This window comes from Pelatocladus sp. BLCC-F211 (assembly GCF_041928655.1).
Lineage (GTDB): Bacteria > Cyanobacteriota > Cyanobacteriia > Cyanobacteriales > Nostocaceae > Pelatocladus.
In genome coordinates this window covers 25,210-42,960 of the sequence record NZ_JBHFLM010000129.1, presented here as the reverse complement: position 1 = coordinate 42,960, position 17,751 = coordinate 25,210, and the positions used below count along the sequence as shown (strand labels likewise).

Annotated in this window: 13 protein-coding genes; 7 read left to right on the top strand and 6 right to left on the bottom strand. The window is 41.0% G+C overall.

Going from position 1 to position 17,751, the window contains the following annotated elements; translation table 11 throughout:
* Positions 1 to 97 precede the first annotated feature (97 nt).
* The gene (locus ACE1AT_RS15880) at positions 98 to 1,807 is read right to left on the bottom strand and encodes a protein kinase (protein ID WP_374869948.1); all 1,710 of its coding nucleotides are present in this window, start codon (positions 1,805 to 1,807) and stop codon (positions 98 to 100) included.
* A gap of 153 nt (positions 1,808 to 1,960) precedes the next feature.
* Here ACE1AT_RS15880 and ACE1AT_RS15875 point away from each other — a divergent pair, with 153 nt between their 5' ends.
* Positions 1,961 to 3,499: a phenylacetate--CoA ligase family protein gene (locus ACE1AT_RS15875; protein WP_374869946.1), complete on the top strand. Its 1,539-nt coding sequence runs from the start codon at positions 1,961 to 1,963 to the stop codon at positions 3,497 to 3,499.
* 206 nt (positions 3,500 to 3,705) lie between these two features.
* On the opposite strand, the gene ACE1AT_RS15870 is transcribed toward ACE1AT_RS15875, so the two are convergent.
* Positions 3,706 to 4,149, bottom strand: a complete 444-nt coding sequence (locus ACE1AT_RS15870; RefSeq protein WP_374869944.1) for a hypothetical protein — start codon at positions 4,147 to 4,149, stop codon at positions 3,706 to 3,708.
* Positions 4,150 to 4,764: 615 nt separating this feature from the next.
* On the opposite strand from ACE1AT_RS15870, the gene ACE1AT_RS15865 reads away from it, so the two are divergent.
* Positions 4,765 to 6,075, top strand: a complete 1,311-nt coding sequence (locus tag ACE1AT_RS15865) for an NF038130 family PEP-CTERM protein (protein WP_374869942.1) — start codon at positions 4,765 to 4,767, stop codon at positions 6,073 to 6,075.
* 83 nt (positions 6,076 to 6,158) lie between these two features.
* On the opposite strand, the gene prmA is transcribed toward ACE1AT_RS15865, so the two are convergent.
* Positions 6,159 to 7,079: a 50S ribosomal protein L11 methyltransferase gene (gene prmA, locus ACE1AT_RS15860; protein ID WP_374869940.1), complete on the bottom strand. Its 921-nt coding sequence runs from the start codon at positions 7,077 to 7,079 to the stop codon at positions 6,159 to 6,161.
* 227 nt (positions 7,080 to 7,306) lie between these two features.
* Positions 7,307 to 8,887, bottom strand: a complete 1,581-nt coding sequence (gene serA, locus ACE1AT_RS15855; RefSeq protein WP_374869938.1) for a phosphoglycerate dehydrogenase — start codon at positions 8,885 to 8,887, stop codon at positions 7,307 to 7,309.
* Between the two features lie 705 nt (positions 8,888 to 9,592).
* Between serA and ACE1AT_RS15850 the strand changes: the two genes are divergently transcribed.
* The gene (locus ACE1AT_RS15850) at positions 9,593 to 11,350 is read left to right on the top strand and encodes a C2 family cysteine protease (protein WP_374869936.1); all 1,758 of its coding nucleotides are present in this window, start codon (positions 9,593 to 9,595) and stop codon (positions 11,348 to 11,350) included.
* A gap of 274 nt (positions 11,351 to 11,624) precedes the next feature.
* Complete coding sequence (locus ACE1AT_RS15845; RefSeq protein ID WP_374869934.1) at positions 11,625 to 13,475, top strand: S8 family serine peptidase; 1,851 nt, start codon at positions 11,625 to 11,627, stop codon at positions 13,473 to 13,475.
* Positions 13,476 to 13,792: 317 nt separating this feature from the next.
* On the opposite strand, the gene ACE1AT_RS15840 is transcribed toward ACE1AT_RS15845, so the two are convergent.
* A complete protein-coding gene (locus tag ACE1AT_RS15840; RefSeq protein WP_374869933.1) occupies positions 13,793 to 13,936 on the bottom strand; it encodes a hypothetical protein in 144 nt (47 codons plus the stop codon).
* 77 nt (positions 13,937 to 14,013) lie between these two features.
* On the opposite strand from ACE1AT_RS15840, the gene ACE1AT_RS15835 reads away from it, so the two are divergent.
* Both ACE1AT_RS15835 and ACE1AT_RS15830 read left to right on the top strand, forming a co-directional pair.
* A complete protein-coding gene (locus ACE1AT_RS15835; RefSeq protein ID WP_374869931.1) occupies positions 14,014 to 14,226 on the top strand; it encodes a hypothetical protein in 213 nt (70 codons plus the stop codon).
* Positions 14,227 to 14,321: 95 nt separating this feature from the next.
* On the top strand, positions 14,322 to 15,239 hold the full coding sequence (locus ACE1AT_RS15830) for an ion channel (RefSeq protein ID WP_374869929.1): 918 nt from the start codon (positions 14,322 to 14,324) through the stop codon (positions 15,237 to 15,239).
* 10 nt (positions 15,240 to 15,249) lie between these two features.
* Here the strand turns inward: ACE1AT_RS15830 and ACE1AT_RS15825 are convergent, their stop codons facing one another.
* Positions 15,250 to 15,444: a hypothetical protein gene (locus ACE1AT_RS15825; protein WP_374869927.1), complete on the bottom strand. Its 195-nt coding sequence runs from the start codon at positions 15,442 to 15,444 to the stop codon at positions 15,250 to 15,252.
* Positions 15,445 to 16,138: 694 nt separating this feature from the next.
* Between ACE1AT_RS15825 and ACE1AT_RS15820 the strand changes: the two genes are divergently transcribed.
* Positions 16,139 to 17,560, top strand: a complete 1,422-nt coding sequence (locus ACE1AT_RS15820; RefSeq protein WP_374869925.1) for an FAD-binding oxidoreductase — start codon at positions 16,139 to 16,141, stop codon at positions 17,558 to 17,560.
* Positions 17,561 to 17,751: the final 191 nt, after the last annotated feature.

Genomic DNA, 17,751 nt, shown 5'->3' with positions numbered 1-17,751 from the left:
GATCGGGGACAAGGAGGACAAGGAAGACAAGGAAGAACTTTTGTTGTGTTTTCTCCCGATCCCCTTTCCCTAATCCCCGATCCCCGATCCCCGATCCCTAATTTGCAGATTCTAGTTTACTGACTTGATCGGCTGCGATCGCGTACCATATCTGACCAAATGCATTCTGATCCAGTTTCGCATTACTACGGCGTTGTCCCGGAAATAATCGGTCAAATTTTCGATTTGTCTCTGTCTGAAGTTTCTCGATGGTATAGTCTCCGAATTCTCCTTCTTGGGCTTGCTGTCGCCAAGTTTGTAAGTTTTTTCGGCTATAATTTCCCAGTTGACTACGGGCGTCGGTACTGAGTTTAGCTTGTTCTATTTTGTTTAATAAGTTCTCTGCTGTACTGTACCACTCTTTACGTAATGCTTCATCTTGAGAGTCAGAGGTGAGGGAACGCCCTTTTAATTCTGGATTGTTAGTATAAAAAATTTCATTAACTATCTGATTAAAAAATCCTTCTGGTACTTGTAGCTGGGCGCGGCGATCTAAAATTTGGCTGATGCGGGTTCCTTCTTTGTTGTTAGGATTACTCACTGGTTTAGTAGGAGAATCGGAACCATCAGGTAATTTGGGGAGGGTGATTGTAGGAATAGTAATTGATGATACACCTTGAATTACGGCATTGACTAGGGCCCAAGAACCGACAAAAGTCAAAGCAACTACGGTGGTTCCAACCATGCTCATAGCAAAAGGACGTAGCCACACAGGTAAAGGTAAGTTTTGGGCGATCACCTGAGTTTTGTTGTGGAATCTTGTCGCTAGTGCTTTGACGCCCTTTCGCCCTGGTGCAACTACCATTGTCTTGAGTTTGGTGACATGGGGATTGACAGATTTGATCGGAGTCGGTGATTTTAAATCTTTGAGGACTTGATTAGCATTTTGATAGCGATCGCTTGGTTTATAAGCCAGCATTTTTTTTAACACGGCTTCTAGGTTAGGATTAACTTTGATTTCCTTTCCCCAGTACCAATTACCCTGATAGCTATCGTAAAGTTTTTGTGGTTCTTTTCCTGTCAGCAACACCAGCGCTGTTACTGCTAAAGAGTACAAATCGCTGTTAGGAAAAGCTTTTCCTTGCCGTAGCTGTTCCTCTGGTGCGTACCCTTTTTTACCCAATATGGTGCGTATTCCACCCATCTGGGTAAACCAAAAACCTTGAGAAGCTGGTAATTGTTTAACACCACCAAAATCAATTAATACTGGCAGTTGATCAGCATGTCGCCAAATCAAATTATCGGGAGAAATATCACGGTGAATTACATTTTGGGAGTGGATATAAGACAACACAGGTAACATTTGTTGTAGGAGAGTAATTACTTCCTCTTCGCTAAAACTTTGCCCTTTATTCAGACGTTCTTCTAGCAAGTCCAGGTAATTTTCACCCTCCACATAGTCTTGCACCAAAAAGAAAAAATCATGATTGCCGATATTGGCTTGCAATGAAGCGTGAAAACGGGGAATTTGAGGATGCTGGAGTTTTTTTAAAACACTAGCTTCTCGCTCAAATAATTCTTTCGCTTTTTTTAAATTTTGCTCTTCTTCAACTTGGGGAGCAAATTCCTTCAGCACACACGTTTGAGCAGATTTTTTCATATCTTCCGCCAAATAAGTGCGCCCAAAACCCCCTTGTCCTAAGAGTTTAATAATTTTATAACGCTTGGCAATGATTTCTTCCTGATGAATAGGTAAAGGTTCACCACACTGAGTACAAAAACGGTTACTCCCATTATTGGCGTGCTGCTTACTGCAATAGACTTGCATGGTGCTGAAGAATTGATAAAGGGTTTTATTATTAGCTACAACAAGGATAGCCGTGATTACGGAGGAGACAAAACAATTAAAAATTAAAAATTAAAAATTAAAAATTGGGAAGAGGGGCTAGGAAAGGAAGAAAAACCAATCATCAACAAAATTATGAATACTGAATCTCAACGACTACGAGCAATTGGTGCATATACAGAATTTTTACAAACTCCTTTAGATACACTAATAGAACAGCATGTCAACACTGAAATCGAATCCACGGTTGTGTCATTATTTCATGATGTAGCTTCTAGTGTACCTGCATACAAAAATTTTTTGGCAGAACAGGCAATAAATCCTGAGTCTATCCAAACTCTTACAGATTTCCAAAGTTTGCCGCTAATTACTAAAGAAAATTATTTGTTACGTCACCCACTAGCAAACTTGTGCCGTTATGGACAGCTACAAAACTGTGATATGATTGCCGTTTCTTCAGGTTCCACAGGAAAACCCACATTTTGGCCTCGTTTCTTCACAGATGAGTTACAAATTGCGACTCGCTTTGAACAGATATTTCACGACAGTTTTGCTGCTGACACTAGAAGTACTCTCGCTGTGATTTGTTTCACTTTGGGGACTTGGGTAGGTGGGATGTACACTACCAATTGTTGTCGCTATCTTGCTAGCAAAGGTTATCCCATCACTGTAATTACCCCAGGTAATAATAAAGAAGAAATCTTTCGCGTAGTACAGGAACTTGGTAATGCTTTTGATCAGGTTGTGCTGTTGGGATACCCACCTTTTCTAAAAGATGTAATTGATACTGGTATCAACCGTGGAATTGAATGGCAGCAGTATCATATAAAATTGGTAATGGCGGGAGAAGTATTTAGTGAGGAATGGCGTAGTTTAGTAGGTGAAAGGGCTGGTTTTCAACATCTTTGCTATGACTCTGCATCACTCTACGGTACAGCAGATGCAGGCGTATTAGGTAACGAAACACCCTTAAGTGTCTGTATTCGTCGTTTTCTAGCAGCAAATCCAGAAGCAGCGCGGACTTTGTTTGGGGAATCCCGTTTACCTACCCTTGTACAGTATGATCCAATTGCCCGCTTTTTTGAAGTCAAAGATGGTGCATTACTCTTTTCTGGAGACAACGGTATTCCCCTAGTACGTTACAACATTTTGGATACTGGCGGGGTAATTACTTACGATGCCATGCTCAAATTTTTAGCCGGGTATGGTTTCGACCCGATAACTGAATTACAATCTCGTGGTGGTAGAGGTGTGCGTCCTTTGCCTTTTGTTTACATTTTCGGACGCTCTAATTTTACAGTCTCCTACTTTGGCGCAAATATTTACCCAGAAAATGTCACCGTGGGATTAGAACAGCCAGAAATTAAAGATTGGGTAACAGGTAAATTTGTTATGCAGGTGAAAGAAGATGCAGACAAAAATCGTTATTTATCTGTAGTTGTAGAATTAGCACATGGGGAGGAAATTAACGATGCAAGAACGCAAGTTATTGCAACTTCTATTCTCAGCCAACTTTTACGCCTCAACAGTGAATTTGCTAACTATGTTCCAACAGAATACCAAACGCCACAAATTACACTAACTCCCACAGGCGATCCAGAGTATTTCCCTGTAGGGGTGAAGCATCGGTATACACGTAAGGATCATGGATTTAATAACCTACAATTTTCGTAGGGTGCATTAGGAACGTAACGCAGCTTACCGAATCAAGATTTTGTATTTTATTTAATCCACATTCCTAAATAGTTATTGATAGGTGGTTAGTCATTTGGCATCGGGCATGAATCAGTGATCAGTTACCAGTTTAATTTGATAACTGATCACTGATAACTGATAACTGAGAAGTTGTCCCCCGTGTCTCCCTTGTCCCCTTTCATAACTTATCTGCGGACTCGTTCTACATGCCTGCGATAAATATACCAAGGCCCTGTATCGGCATTTTGCTGATTGCCGCATGTAATTGGATTTTGGAATGTCACTTCCCAGTAGGCACCAGGATACTCAGTATTACCGAAGTACTTTGAGTTAAAATCATTTTCTCTGACTGCTTGCATACCTGTCGGAGGGCGAATAGATGAGACAAGAAATTCCCGACTTCGCCCAACATAACACCTTTCGCTATCCGAGTAGATGTCAGGTGCTTGCCTATACCAGTTAACGTCCCTTTTAAAATACGTACCTTTAGGTGCAGTAACTCTCAAATAAACCCTAGAATTAGTTTGAGAATACGCAGTATCGGAGAGTATCGCACTCGATATTCCGCATACTACACCCAAATACAAAAATACTCTTGGTAGATACAACCTAGCGCTACTAATACTCATACTTGTAAACGATTAGGATTACTGAGGTTACATAGGCAATATAGTAAACATCTTATACTGTAAATGGAAGATTGACAGCTATACAAGGGCGAACAAGAAAGACCTCCAAAATCCAGCTAGTTATGTTAAAAAGGGCAAAAATACAGAGGAAATTTTGTTCCTGAGCAATGATGAATTTCTGAGTGGTGAAGGTTGCCGTAGGAATAAGATTGAGAATTTATCCGCTTGAGGCGAAGAGTTCTACAGCAAAAGGTGAAGTAGTCGGAGAAGTGTTTACGCAGAAAAATAATTTTCCAACTAATGCTTGAAAGTACTACTTTCAACTGTCAATAAAATGCATAAAAACAGAGTAAGCTTTCAAACTTTACTAAAAAAATAGGACTGCTATAAGCTGCTACGTATTCTTTCGGAATTTTTTATTAATCAGATTTGGTTTCTATATTAGTAATATTCTTACCTAGTAAAATTGAGTAGAATATCTAAAGATTATAAGTATTAATTTCTTTTTAACTGAACTAAAAATAGCGATAAATTCACCCTAACTTTACCCAAGTAAAGTAGACAGAACACTAAAGTAGCTAATGAGATGTTTGAGTCTATTTACGAGAGATAAAGATGACAGCACATATCAAGAAAATTTTGATTGGGACTTCGGTAGCAGTAAGCATGAGTACGATCGCCACAACTCCGGCTTTTGCTACCAGCCTTACAAAACCTACTAATATTCAATTCATCACCAACGATGTCGCTAACACATCTGCGAATCAACCCAACATCAACACCTGGACTTATGCTCCTAGCACTCCTGTATACGATAATACTGGCGTTGGTGGTGTCAATCGACAAGTTTTAGACGATTACAACAATTACGGCAACATCAATAAAGCTACCGCAGCTTTAACAGATAACGATAGTTCTACCAACGTTGAACTGTTTACATCAGGTGAAACAGTTACAGACCATGTAGGGTTTACTGCTAATCTAGGCAAGAAAACCATCAAGATTGAAAGTGTCACTAAGGCTGATTGGGCTGATGGTACATTAGCAACAGGGTGGCTAACAGGTTTTCGTGATGCTTACGGTGGATTAATGTCAGGCATTGCAACCACTAATGGTTCCAACATGCTTCAAGATTTTAATTCTAACTTTACTTCCTTAGTTAGCTATCTCAGCACTAACGGTTTCAAGGCGGCTGGTGATCCTAATATTGGGGGTGTGACATACAATCAAAAAACTAAAGATTTGAAAATTGACCTAGTTGGACACTTGGATCTAAGCAGCGAGTATGTAGATACCCGCACCACAATCATAGATACTCGCGCCACAATCATAGATAGCCGCACCACAATCATAGATGCTCGCGCCACAATTATAGATACCCGAAAAACTATTGTCGTAAATGGCAAAACTGTTGCCAACCCAACCTACAACAAAAGCATTCCCAACCCAACCTACAACCAAAGCATCCCCAACCCAACCTACAACCAAAGCATCTCCAACCCAACTTACAAAAAAAGCATCCCCAATCCAACCTATAACCAAAATATCCCTAACCCCAATTATTTAGGCTTTTCGCCTAACTTTAGCCGAAACTCTACAGGAAATGCGATATTGGATCTGGTAGTGTTTAATTTAGCAAAAACAGCATTCTTGCAAAATAAACCTTTGCAAATCAGTGAAATAGCCAAAGTTACTTTCAATAACACAGTTAGCTATGCCTATAGTTTTACAGCCATAGATTCAGGTGCGATCGCAGGCGATCGCAACAAAGCAACTGACAAAACATCTCACACTGGTATCTACTCCTGGACTAAGAGTTACCACACTGCATCCGTACCAGAACCATCTGCATTACTTGGTTTGATGGCTGTTGGTGGTCTATTTGTGGTAAAACGCAAGGTTCGGAAAAACGTTAGTTTTCAATAGATTTGCGATCAACAGCTTTCTCCTCTGTTCAATGCGATCGCCTTCTTGCTTTAACTCATTACAACTTTTTAAGTATTTACAACTTAAGAACGCCGCACGTTTAAACAACACCATTCTTTGCGTTTCCACAAAGTAGCAACCACCCAACCATGTTTTTCTAAAGTATCAGCTACGGCTTTTGATTGTTCGACTAAAATACCACTGAAGATTCCCCAAGTGCTAGGTTTGGCGATCGCACTCATTTGGGGAACCAATTCGATAATTACTTCTGCTAGTATATTGCAAACTATACCGTCAACGGGCGCGGTGATGAGTTTTTCGACAACATCTACGCTACCTTGTGCCACAACTAAGCGTTCGGCATCAATCCCGTTCATTAACAGATTTTCTTGAGTTGATTGCACTGCCAAGGGGTCAGTATCTACCGCATAGACTTGCTTGGCTCCTAGTAGTAATGCACCGATAGAAAGGATACCAGACCCACAACCAATATCCGCAATTACCGTATTTTCTGCTTGTTCTGTTTCGGCAACAAAAGCAGCAGGGAGTTCGGAAAATCGCATTTCCAAGGATTCTAGACACAACTGAGTTGTAGCATGGTTCCCTGTACCAAAAGCCATACCGGGATCGAGGCGAATAATTAAGCGATCACAATTTGCTGGAACTGGATACCAAGCAGGATTAATCAAAAAGCGATCGCCTATTTCTTGCGGTAGCCAGTATTGTTTCCAACTACTCGCCCAATCTTGTTCGTCAATGAATTGCCAATTTATACTAGGTTCAGCAACTTCCATACACAAGGCGTCTTGGCGCAACCACAGTGATAATGCTGCTAAATCCAAAAGTTGTGCTTGAAAGATCGGCAAATAACCCCTAACCAGACTGTGATTTCCCTTTTTTTCGCTTGCTGTACCGCGACAGCCAAAATTCCCCAGTCGCCAGAAGACACTATCTTCTAGTTCTGGTTCACAAAGAATTTGTAATTCCCACCAAGTGTTAGCCATACGATTTATTGGGATCGGGGATTGGGGAGCGGGGATTGGGGATTGGGGATTGGGGATTGGGGATTGGGGATTGGGGATTGGGGATTGGGGATTGGGTATTGGGGATCGGGGATTGGGGATTGGGTATTCTCCTTTGTCTCTACGTCTTTCTGCTAAGAACTCCCTTGTCCTCCATGTCCCCCGTGTCCCTCTTCCCCGATCCCTGATCCCCGATCCCTAATCCCTGATTAAAGTGTTACAGTATACGCATCTCGAATTCCAGGTACTTTGGTAATTTCAGTCAAAATGCCATCGGGTAAGGGATCATCAAGACTGAGAACCATCACCGCATCACCGCGAACGATTTTACGGCCTACCTGCATACTGGCAATATTGACATTAAAGCTGCCTAGTAGGGAACCAAGTTTACCAATAATTCCTGGCATATCCCGGTGTACAGTAAATAGCATGTGATGGCTGGGGGGAACGTTGATTGGGAAACCATCGAGGTTTGTGAGGCGGATTTCTCCGTCACCTAACAAAGCACCTGTGACAGCGTGAGTACCCAAAGAACCTGTGGCTTCTAAATGTATTGAACCAGCATAGTCTTTGATTGCTGCATCTCGCGTTTCAATCACGCGAATTCCCCGCTCTTTAGCTTCGATGCTGGCGTTGACGTAGTTTACACGTTCTCGCAGTGCTTGGAACAGAAGTCCTTTGAGAGATGCGACTACCAACGGCTGACTTTTGTTGGTTGCTAGTTCACCTTGGAGTCTAACGTTGAGTAATTCTACTCTGCCACCAGCTAGTTGTCCGACGAGATTACCTAATGTTTCGGCTAACTGCATGTAGGGTTTGAGTTCTTCTAAGATATCTGGCCCCAATCCAGGAATATTTACTGCCGAGCGTGCAGGTAATCCTAACAGTACATCCCGGATTTGTTCAGCGACGTCAATAGCTACATTCACTTGCGCCTCTGTTGTGGAAGCACCCAAGTGTGGAGTCAGGATGACTTCTTTACCCAAAGACCTTAAACTCGATTCTCCCAGTGGTTCAGAATCGAAGACATCGAGGGCTGCACCCGCAATTTTACCTTCTTTAATGGCAGTTGCAAGAGCTTCTTCATCAATGATGCCACCACGAGCGCAGTTGATGATCCTGGTGGTGGGTTTCATTTTTGCCAGCATGGTGGCATTAATTAAATGGGTGGTTTCTGGTGTTTTGGGGATGTGTAGGGTAATATAATCTGCTTGCTGCACCAATAAATCCATATCTACTAGCTGACAACCAAGCTGTTCAGCTCTTTCTGTGGAAATAAACGGATCATAAGCAAGCAATTTCATTCCCATTGCTTTAGCAACAGCAGCAACATGGGAACCAATTTTACCCAAACCAACAATCCCGATAGTTTTTTTGTAGACTTCAGCGCCTACAAAGGTTTTACGATCCCATTCGCCGCGTTTTACAGAAGCGTTAGCATCGGGAATATGGCGAGACAAAGACAACATCATCGCTAGCGCGTGTTCAGCAGCAGCGATTGTGTTTCCTTCTGGAGAGTTGACTACCACAATCCCCTGACGAGTCGCAGCAGCAACATCCACGTTATCTACACCGACGCCAGCGCGACCTATAATTTTTAGCTGTGTCCCAGCTTCGATAATTTCTTTGGTGACGCGGGTTCCAGAACGAATCATCAGTGCATCATATTCACTAATGATTTGTACTAACTCTTCTGGTTTTAAGCCTGTTCTGACATCAACAGTAGCGACTTGGGATAAGATGTCGATCCCTGCTTGATCAATTGGATCGGAGACGAGAACCTTAGACATGATGATTGGTTTTAAGCTAGAGGTAATGCGATCGCTGGAATATTAAGTTTAATGTTTATGTGTACCAGTTGAACCAACAATACAGACAACGTTGATTTAGCAGTCCAGCTATACCTCTGGGTCAGCTTCCCTACTTTGCTTTTTGAGACTTGAGAGTAAACTTGACTTGCCTCTAACCCCATAAGTTTAAGTAGAGATGCAGAGATATCTGTCAGACTCTCTCGCTAAATATAAACCATCAATGGTGCAAATACCTATATATTTATTAAATATTCCAAAAGTAGAGGCGTGAAAAACAAGAACCCCCACTTCTTAGAGAAGTCCAGGTTCTGTGTCTACTACCTAATAATAAATTAATCTAAATTAATCTATCCTTTGCTGTAATTTCGAGAGCAACATCACTAGCCACTACTATTCGCTTAAGAATTTTTCGATATTGCTTTGGCATATAGAGACGCGTAGTAAGATCCCGTAGATTATTTTTGCATTTTTAACTACTAACAATAGTATTACTGAACTCATATTTTTTGAGTTTTAAAATATACGTATTTTTTCTATACCTATTTTAGTTAAATCGAAAGCAGCATAGAACTATGGCTGTTAATTTTTGATATGTCATCGAAACCATAACCCTTTAAAAAATAAGGGTTTTGGTATTTTTTGGTACCAAAAATTATTAATTTCACACTTGCTAAATATACAGTTATGCCAGCAGATTTTGCAGGTAACAATTTAACTAATCCTCGAAATTTAAATGTTACTTATATCAACCAAACCTTTACAGATTGGGTAGGAAAGAGTGATAAAAACGATTACTACAGTTTCAACCTCAGTAATCGTAGTAGCTTAAATCTGGTTGTTGATGGTTTGTCAGCTGATGCTAATTTACAATTACTCAATAGTAATGGTCATGCGATCTCAGGTTCTTACAATAGTAAAAAAAAGGCAGAGTCTATCAGTGCAACTTTAGATGCTGGCACTTACTATATCCGAGTTTACCGAGTTAATAAGAAGAAAAGTACTTACTACAACTTAAAAGTTTCTGGTAACGAAGCGCCACAATCATTACAATTAACCACTAGTAAAACCACTTATCAACAAGACGAAACAGTTAGTCTCAAAAACATCAGTGTATTTGATGGTAATGGTGTAGCTGACTTAGCGCGAGTAGATTTTTGGTTGCAAAAAAACGGTGGTGAATGGCAATATATCAGCGATGTAGTGAATTTTATTGCCAATAGTAACGATAACCGCTACGCCAGTTTTGAATATAGTTTATCTGGTCTTGGTGCAGGCAATTATGTATTATCAGCAAAAGCCTACGATCAATCAGGTGCTAGTACAGACACCGCACAAACTGGTTTTGGTATTGTACCTGTTTCTACTCAAGACTGGTTTGATTTGAACATTCAAGATGCAGATATACGTGAGGCTGCAAGGTGGCGCTTTACAGATAATGTTCTTGATCGCAACGATATGATTGCTATCCTTCGAGAAGCAAAAGATAGCAGTGTAGTTGACGGTAGCGAATTAACTGATTTGCGTACACTAGTTAATAATTCTTCTTTGTTAAGAATACCAGAGTATGTACGTGTTTTATCGAACAAAGTCGTTAACTATGACCTTGCTAATCAAAATTATCAAGGAAATGCACTAGGTAGTTTATATGCAGGTAGCAGTGATATTCAAATCGAGAACTTAATTAGTAAGTGGTTTTTGGGTAGCGATCGCCCCACAACATCCTACAATTATCAATACGCTAATGGTTCTCTGTTTCAAAATGGTATTACTTATCAAGATATTGAACAAGGTAGTATTAATGACTGCTTTTTCCTCACTGGTTTAGCAGCAACAGCTTTCCGTTCACGTAACATGATTGAAAATATGTTTATTGACAACGGTGATCAAACTTTCACCGTGCGTTTTTACAATCATGGAATTGCTGATTATGTGACGGTAGATAGGTATTTACCCACTAATCAAGAAGGATATTTTATTTACGCCAGTCAAGGTAATTACTACGGAAACTCTGATAACGAATTATGGGTTGCTTTGGCTGAAAAAGCTTACGCTCAACTTAACGCATCTGGGTGGATTTATCAAGATAATACCAATTCTTATAATGGTATTAATAATGGTGGTTACGTCAGTGATGCACTCACAAATATCACAGGATTAAAGACTTCTCTTGCCAATCTGCTTAATTTTAACTCAGTAGTGAATGCTTTCAATTCTGGGCAAATGATTGGTTTGAGTACAAAATCAACAGTGGTTGATGCAAATATTATTGCTAGTCATGCTTACGCATTAGTAGGTTACAATTCTTCAACCCAAATGTTTACGCTATTTAATCCGTGGGGTCTCGACAACGGCACTTCTAAACCGGGTATTATCGAACTGTCTTGGAATCAAATTGAAACAAACTTTAGCTATTGGGATGCAACAACCAATAATATTGTTTAAAAATTAAAAATATAAGCGTATAGATTGACAAAAAATTGTAGAGACGTTGCAATGTAACGTCTTTTTATATTGGAAAACCACTCAAGCGATCGCTACAAAATTTGAGTTGCTCAATATACAAAATATTTGTTTATATTTTCATTTCTTGAATTATCAAACCAAAACCAAATTATTTGTAAAACAACTAGCATTTTCGCTGATGATTATATAGTAATTATTGGCAAAGACGGGGATAGTTTAATGCTTTAAATCTTTTCAAAAGGAGAAAATACTTATGCCCAATCAAAGTCATAGTCAAAACTTGTTTGATGCTCACGGGCTAAATATTACTCCTAAATACTCAGTAGATAATTTCAGTTCTCCAGATGATTACTACTTGCATTACAGTGGTCGTAGTAGCTTTCAAACAACTGAAAATAGTCTAGAATCAGATGTTAGTGGTCAGCGACGAAAAAATAGTAAATCAAAAAATTCTGTTCAAGCCACCGCAGCAGACTTAGTAATCCAAAATGCATTTGCTCCTAGTGTGGCAAACGCAGGTAGCACTATTCAAGTTTCTTATCAAGTAAAAAATAAAGGTAAAAATAGTGCTGGATTTAACTATACAGATTTTTATATTTCTAAAGACAAAAATATTAGTAGCGATGACTCTCTTTTAGGTTGGAACTGGCTTGGTAGTATTGGGGCTGGTAGTTCTACATCTCAATCTCAAAATGTGACTATAGATAGCAATATTGCGCCCGGAAACTACTACATATTGTATAGAGCCGATGCTTTAGATAATGTACTAGAAATAAATAATACAAATAATATTTTTGCACGGGAAATTACTATTACCAATACAGCAAGTGGAGGATATAATTCTACTTCTGGTTATGGCTTAATTAACGCTTCCGCAGCAGTGGCTAAAGCTACCAATCAAAATACCTTTGCTGATGTTCCTGACTTGGGTGGAAATAACTGGGGGGCTGATTTGGTAAAAGCACCAGAAACTTGGGCCCAGGGATACACTGGTAAAGGCGTGGTTGTGGCTGTTTTGGATACCGGGGTAGACTACAATCACCAAGACTTGGGTTCTAATATTTGGACAAATAGCAAAGAAATTGCTGGTAACGGTAAAGATGATGATGGCAACGGTTATATTGACGATTACTACGGTTGGAATTTTGACGGCAACAACAACAGTACTTTAGATGTCAATGGTCATGGTACTCATGTTTCTGGTACTATTGCTGGAGTGAACAATGGTTATGGTGTGACTGGTATTGCTTATGATTCCAAAATTATGCCAGTGAAAGTTTTGGATGACGAAGGCTCAGGTTCTTATAGTGCGATCGCCAATGGAATTTACTACGCTGTAGATAATGGCGCTAATGTAATTAACTTGAGTTTGGGTGGTGGACGTTCTAACGATACACTCCAAAAAGCAATTGAATATGCCAGTAACAAAGGTGTTATTGTTGTGATGGCAGCTGGTAACGATGGTAGTTCACAACCAGCCTATCCTGCTCGTTATGCAGATAAATATGGAATTGCCGTTGGTGCGGTAGATAAAAATAAAAATCTTGCAGACTTCTCTAACCGTGCGGGAGCAAAGCAATTGACTTACGTCACAGCACCCGGAGTCAATATCTATTCTACACTTCCAGGTAATGAGTATGCGTCTTATAGTGGCACATCAATGGCAACTCCCCATGTCGCGGGTGTAGTTGCTTTGATGCTTAGTGCTAACCCCAACCTGAGTGATGCTCAAATACGTCAAATCCTAGCAGAAACATCAGGAAATAGCACAACACAGACTGCAAATTATAACGGGAATACTAGTTCTATAACCGAAACGAAAGCTAATAGCCTAAGTTATGACACTGACATAACTGCTATTTCTAGTTTTGATAATATTACTTCACCTTGGATTCGTAGCTATACAAATAGGGATATTGTTACTTCTGCTGGCAATCCCAATTCGACAAATGAAAATCATAACAATATCTTGCCAAACTCATCTGCATGGTCGCAATTTTGGCATAATTACAAAAACAGTGTAATTGGTGATAACAGCACTAGCACAAGTAATTATCATGATTCTGAAACAGAAAGCATCGTAGTAAAACGTAAACTTAAGTAAAATTACCTGCCACAGCCACATTAGTTGAAGCATGTAGTAAACTTTTACCATTGATTTCCAAGTTACTAGGTTTAGGCTAGTACCTGTTATATAAAAATTGAAGAGTTCGTAGTGAAGTACCCCAACTTGCTTCGCTGAAGTTGGGGCGTATCCTCAATCAACTACACAAGGACGGTTTTATTCGTCTTTAGAGTTTCCCGCTTCATTCGCCGTTGCCTCATTAAACACGGGTTTAATTTGGTCTTACACAGCGTCCACAGGCAGCCGCCCATCTTCCATAGGCGGTTTAATTGTTTTACGGTACGTTTGTCTTGGATTTACAGCAATGGCTGACCAGCAGGACTCGCGTTTTCTCCGATCTCTGATGTTGCTGCGGCAAGTCTGACTACTTTGAAGTTAGCCTGTTTGTTCCATACAGTCGGATGGGTCATCGACCATTTATATAATATCATAATAGACATACATTGTGTGTATGTTATGAAAACTGGAAGATTGAATTTAAGGATATCTGATAAACGCTTGGCTAAACTCAAGACTTATGCTGGAGACAAAGAAAAAACAATTACTCAACTTATTGAAGATTGGATTGATAGGCTGCCAAACTCAAAAACTGACGATTCCTCATCCGCTCCACTCCCTAATCAACCTGACGGTTGATATTGGTCGGAAGCAGAATCGTCATCGTCCGGCTATCCATCCCCAACCTGCTTCGCGGAGGTTGGGGCATTCCGCCGAATTTGGTAAGCACTAAAGTGCTTAGATTGAGCGCTTAAGCGCTCACTACAAACTTATACAAGTTAGTGTGACAGATTATTAGTAAAAAAAGATAAAGGATAAGGGTACGTTGTGAGATTAGTTCGACAACAAAAACGGTCTCAGAAACCACAACAGCGTCCACTCCCGAAAGTCCATATCAAAATTCAGGATGGGCGGTTTGAAATCTCAGGTATGAATGTTTGGTATTCCCATTGGCGCGATCCTTACCATTTGCTTTTGACAATTCCCTGGCCTGGTTTCTTGGCGCTAATTGCTTTCTCTTATGTAACAACAAATGCCTTGTTTGCCTTAGCATACTTAGCAGGGGGAGATTGCATTGCTAACGCCAGACCTGGATATTTTCTTGATGCTTTTTTCTTTAGTGTGCAAACTCTGGCTTCTATAGGCTATGGGGCGATGTATCCCAAAACAGCCTATGCTAATCTTATTGTCACTATTGAAGCCATGATGGGTTTAGTGGGAATTGCGGTGATGACTGGTTTAGCATTTGCCCGTTTCTCTCGACCTACAGCCCGTGTCATCTTTAGCCGGGTAGCAGTTATTGCACCTCATAATGGCGTACCCACTCTGATGTTTCGTACCGGGAACAAGCGCCGCAACCAGATTTTAGAGGCACAATTACGGGTTTATTTAATGCGCGATGAGGTCACTACAGAAGGTTATTTTATACGGCGGTTACATGAACTCAATTTGATCAGGAGTCAGACACCAAGTTTTACGCTTAGTTGGACAGCGATGCATCCAATTGATGAGTCTAGTCCTTTATATGGGATGACGCCAGAGTCTTTAGCTGCAACTAAAAGTGCAATTGTGGTTTCTCTCAGTGGAATTGATGAAACAGTTATCCAGGTTCTCCATGCTCGTCAAACCTACGCTGCTCATGAAATCCTATGGAACAATCAATTTGTCGATATTTTTTACCACACCTCTGATGGACACCGCTACATCGACTACAACTATTTTCACGATGTTGTGCCAATAGATTGAAAAATTTGAATTAAGAAGCTTCTGTGGGCGGTGTTTGTACTTCTTTAACTACAACCCGACCATTTTCAACAACTGTACATTTTTTAGAAGTCGTGTTGCGATCACATTTGACAGGGACTTCAGTACACTGCTGGTGATGATAAATATTTTCCTCCTGTTGCTGTCTGAGAATTGCAGCACAACAGGCTGAGGTAGGGACAGACATGTTTTTGATACTTTTAGCTCTATATCTATTATCTCTCGATTCACAGATAATGACGCAGCAAATACTGTAATTTAATTGGGTGCGGCTCTTTAGCTAAAAAACAGAATCAGCTCAATTGGAATAAACGAGGGAAGTAATAGTTATTAAATAAATGTAAATATTCGTCTTTATTGCGTAAATATCTAAAGCGCCTCCGATAAGTATACAAAGCTTTGATTGGGTAGCTCTGCCTCTAGGTATTTTTCATGTGTTTGATCATGCATGGCATTTGGATCGGGAGATTTCCCTCATAACTGCATTTAGCAATACCCAGCTTAATCAGTACCTAAGTGAGCGATCGCCAATTGTACAAGTGATACTATGTGTGTCTGCAAACCTACCAAAAGATAGAAGTTGAAACTACTCCAAAAGACAGATGAAGGAGGAAGCCAAACAATTCAAAACAGAATCAGCGATGTCGATTCATAGCTAGTAGGAATCTTGTCAATAAACCTATTCACATAATCAGAAGATTTTCAGCACCATTGTAGGGATGGGTTTAACAAATATCTTATTGGCTGGGAGCAAATATCAAAAAACAAAACCCTCCTCTACAAATAATAATTTCAAACTATTGCGATCGCACTAGATATTGCTGATTCTAAAAGTGCATTTCGTACCTCATTTATTGTGATGTCTACTAAGGAGGAAAAATATGGTTAATTTACATATTGCTACCATCACGGGTGAAAAAACTGTTCTTGAGCAAGCAGCAGTGGAAACATTCAAGTCAAGCCTGCACGGTGAATTGCTCAGTCCCGAAGATGCAGGCTATGAAAACGCCCGCAAGGTCTACAATGGCATGATTGATCGATACCCTTGCCTGATTGCACGTTGTACAGATGTGGCCGATATCATCGTCGCTGTCAATTTTGCCCGTGAAAACAACTTACTTGTTGCAGTTCGAGGCAGTGGTCATAATGGTGCAGGCTTGGGGATTTGTAATGACGGCTTGGTCATCGACCTCTCGCCCATGAAGGGAATTCGCGTTGATCCTGTGGCGCGTACAGTGCGAGTCGAAGGCGGCTGCACTTGGGGAGATGTAGATCATGCAACCCATGTATTCGGCCTAGCTGTACCTAGTGGGATTATCTCTACTACTGGTGTTGCTGGGTTAACCTTGGGTGGCGGACATGGCTATCTGACTCGCAAGTATGGTTTGACGATTGACAATCTGCTGGAAGCAGATGTAGTGCTGGCAGACGGTCGTTTTGTTACTGCCAATGCACACGAGAACCAGGATCTATTTTGGGCGATTCGTGGCGGTGGGGGTAACTTCGGCATCGTCACCTCTTTTCTGTTCCAGGCACACCCCGTCAGCACAGTTTATGCTGGGCCGACACTCTGGACTTTAGATCAAGCAACCGAAGTCATGCGGTGGTATCGGGAATTCATTCTCAATGCGCCGGAAGATATGTATGGCTTCTTTGCCTTCCTGAACGTACCACCAGGGCCGCCATTCCCGGAGCATCTGCATACTAAAACAATGTGTGGCATTATTTGGTGCTACACCGGGTCATTGGAGAAAGCAGAGGAAGCGTTCCGTCCCATCCGTAACTTTGCTCCAGCTTTTGAACACATTGGTTCAATGCCCTATCCTGCTTTGCAGAGTATGTTCGATCCATTGTTGCCATCAGGATTGCAGTGGTACTGGAAGGGCGATTTTGTGAATCAGTTGAGCGATGAAGCGATCGCCTTGCATGTAAAATATGGTTCGCAACTCCCAAGCTTTCTGTCAACCATGCATCTTTATCCGATTGACGGCGCAGCCAACCGAGTTGGTAGTAAAGATACTGCTTTCAACTTCCGTGAGGCGAAGTGGTCAATGATTATGGCTGGTATCGATCCAGACCCAGCAAACGCTGAAAAGATTACTACCTGGTCAAAGGAATATTGGAACGCCCTGCATCCCTACTCCTGTGGCGGTGCGTACGTGAATTTCATGATGGAGGAAGGTCAAGAGCGAGTCCAGGCAACCTATGGCGACAATTACGAACGTCTGGTTGCGATCAAGAACAAGTATGATCCAACCAACCTGTTCCGCGTCAATCAAAACATCAAGCCCACCACAACTTAGACCGTTTCACTTTAAGGTTGATACAGGGGGCAGGGAGAAATTCTTCCGTGTCCCTCTTGTCCCCCGTGTCTCCCGATCCCCGTACTCTGTGAGAAGCCGCTTGCGCGTCTACGCGTAGCGTCTCCTCTGGAGAATCCCCAATACCCCGTTCCCTTTTCTTGATTTCGTTAACCTTTTGCAGCTTTTCGATA

What these genes read in the sequence shown, in the direction of transcription:
- ACE1AT_RS15825 (WP_374869927.1), bottom strand. Translation starts at nt 15,444, where the DNA reads ATGTCTGTCCCTACCTCAGCCTGTTGTGCTGCAATTCTCAGACAGCAA.
- serA (WP_374869938.1), bottom strand. Translation starts at nt 8,887, where the DNA reads ATGTCTAAGGTTCTCGTCTCCGATCCAATTGATCAAGCAGGGATCGAC.
- ACE1AT_RS15820 (WP_374869925.1), top strand. Translation starts at nt 16,139, where the DNA reads ATGGTTAATTTACATATTGCTACCATCACGGGTGAAAAAACTGTTCTT.
- ACE1AT_RS15840 (WP_374869933.1), bottom strand. Translation starts at nt 13,936, where the DNA reads ATGTCTATTATGATATTATATAAATGGTCGATGACCCATCCGACTGTA.
- prmA (WP_374869940.1), bottom strand. Translation starts at nt 7,079, where the DNA reads ATGGCTAACACTTGGTGGGAATTACAAATTCTTTGTGAACCAGAACTA.
- ACE1AT_RS15850 (WP_374869936.1), top strand. Translation starts at nt 9,593, where the DNA reads ATGCCAGCAGATTTTGCAGGTAACAATTTAACTAATCCTCGAAATTTA.
- ACE1AT_RS15835 (WP_374869931.1), top strand. Translation starts at nt 14,014, where the DNA reads ATGCTGGAGACAAAGAAAAAACAATTACTCAACTTATTGAAGATTGGA.
- ACE1AT_RS15870 (WP_374869944.1), bottom strand. Translation starts at nt 4,149, where the DNA reads ATGAGTATTAGTAGCGCTAGGTTGTATCTACCAAGAGTATTTTTGTAT.
- ACE1AT_RS15845 (WP_374869934.1), top strand. Translation starts at nt 11,625, where the DNA reads ATGCCCAATCAAAGTCATAGTCAAAACTTGTTTGATGCTCACGGGCTA.
- ACE1AT_RS15865 (WP_374869942.1), top strand. Translation starts at nt 4,765, where the DNA reads ATGACAGCACATATCAAGAAAATTTTGATTGGGACTTCGGTAGCAGTA.
- ACE1AT_RS15875 (WP_374869946.1), top strand. Translation starts at nt 1,961, where the DNA reads ATGAATACTGAATCTCAACGACTACGAGCAATTGGTGCATATACAGAA.
- ACE1AT_RS15880 (WP_374869948.1), bottom strand. Translation starts at nt 1,807, where the DNA reads ATGCAAGTCTATTGCAGTAAGCAGCACGCCAATAATGGGAGTAACCGT.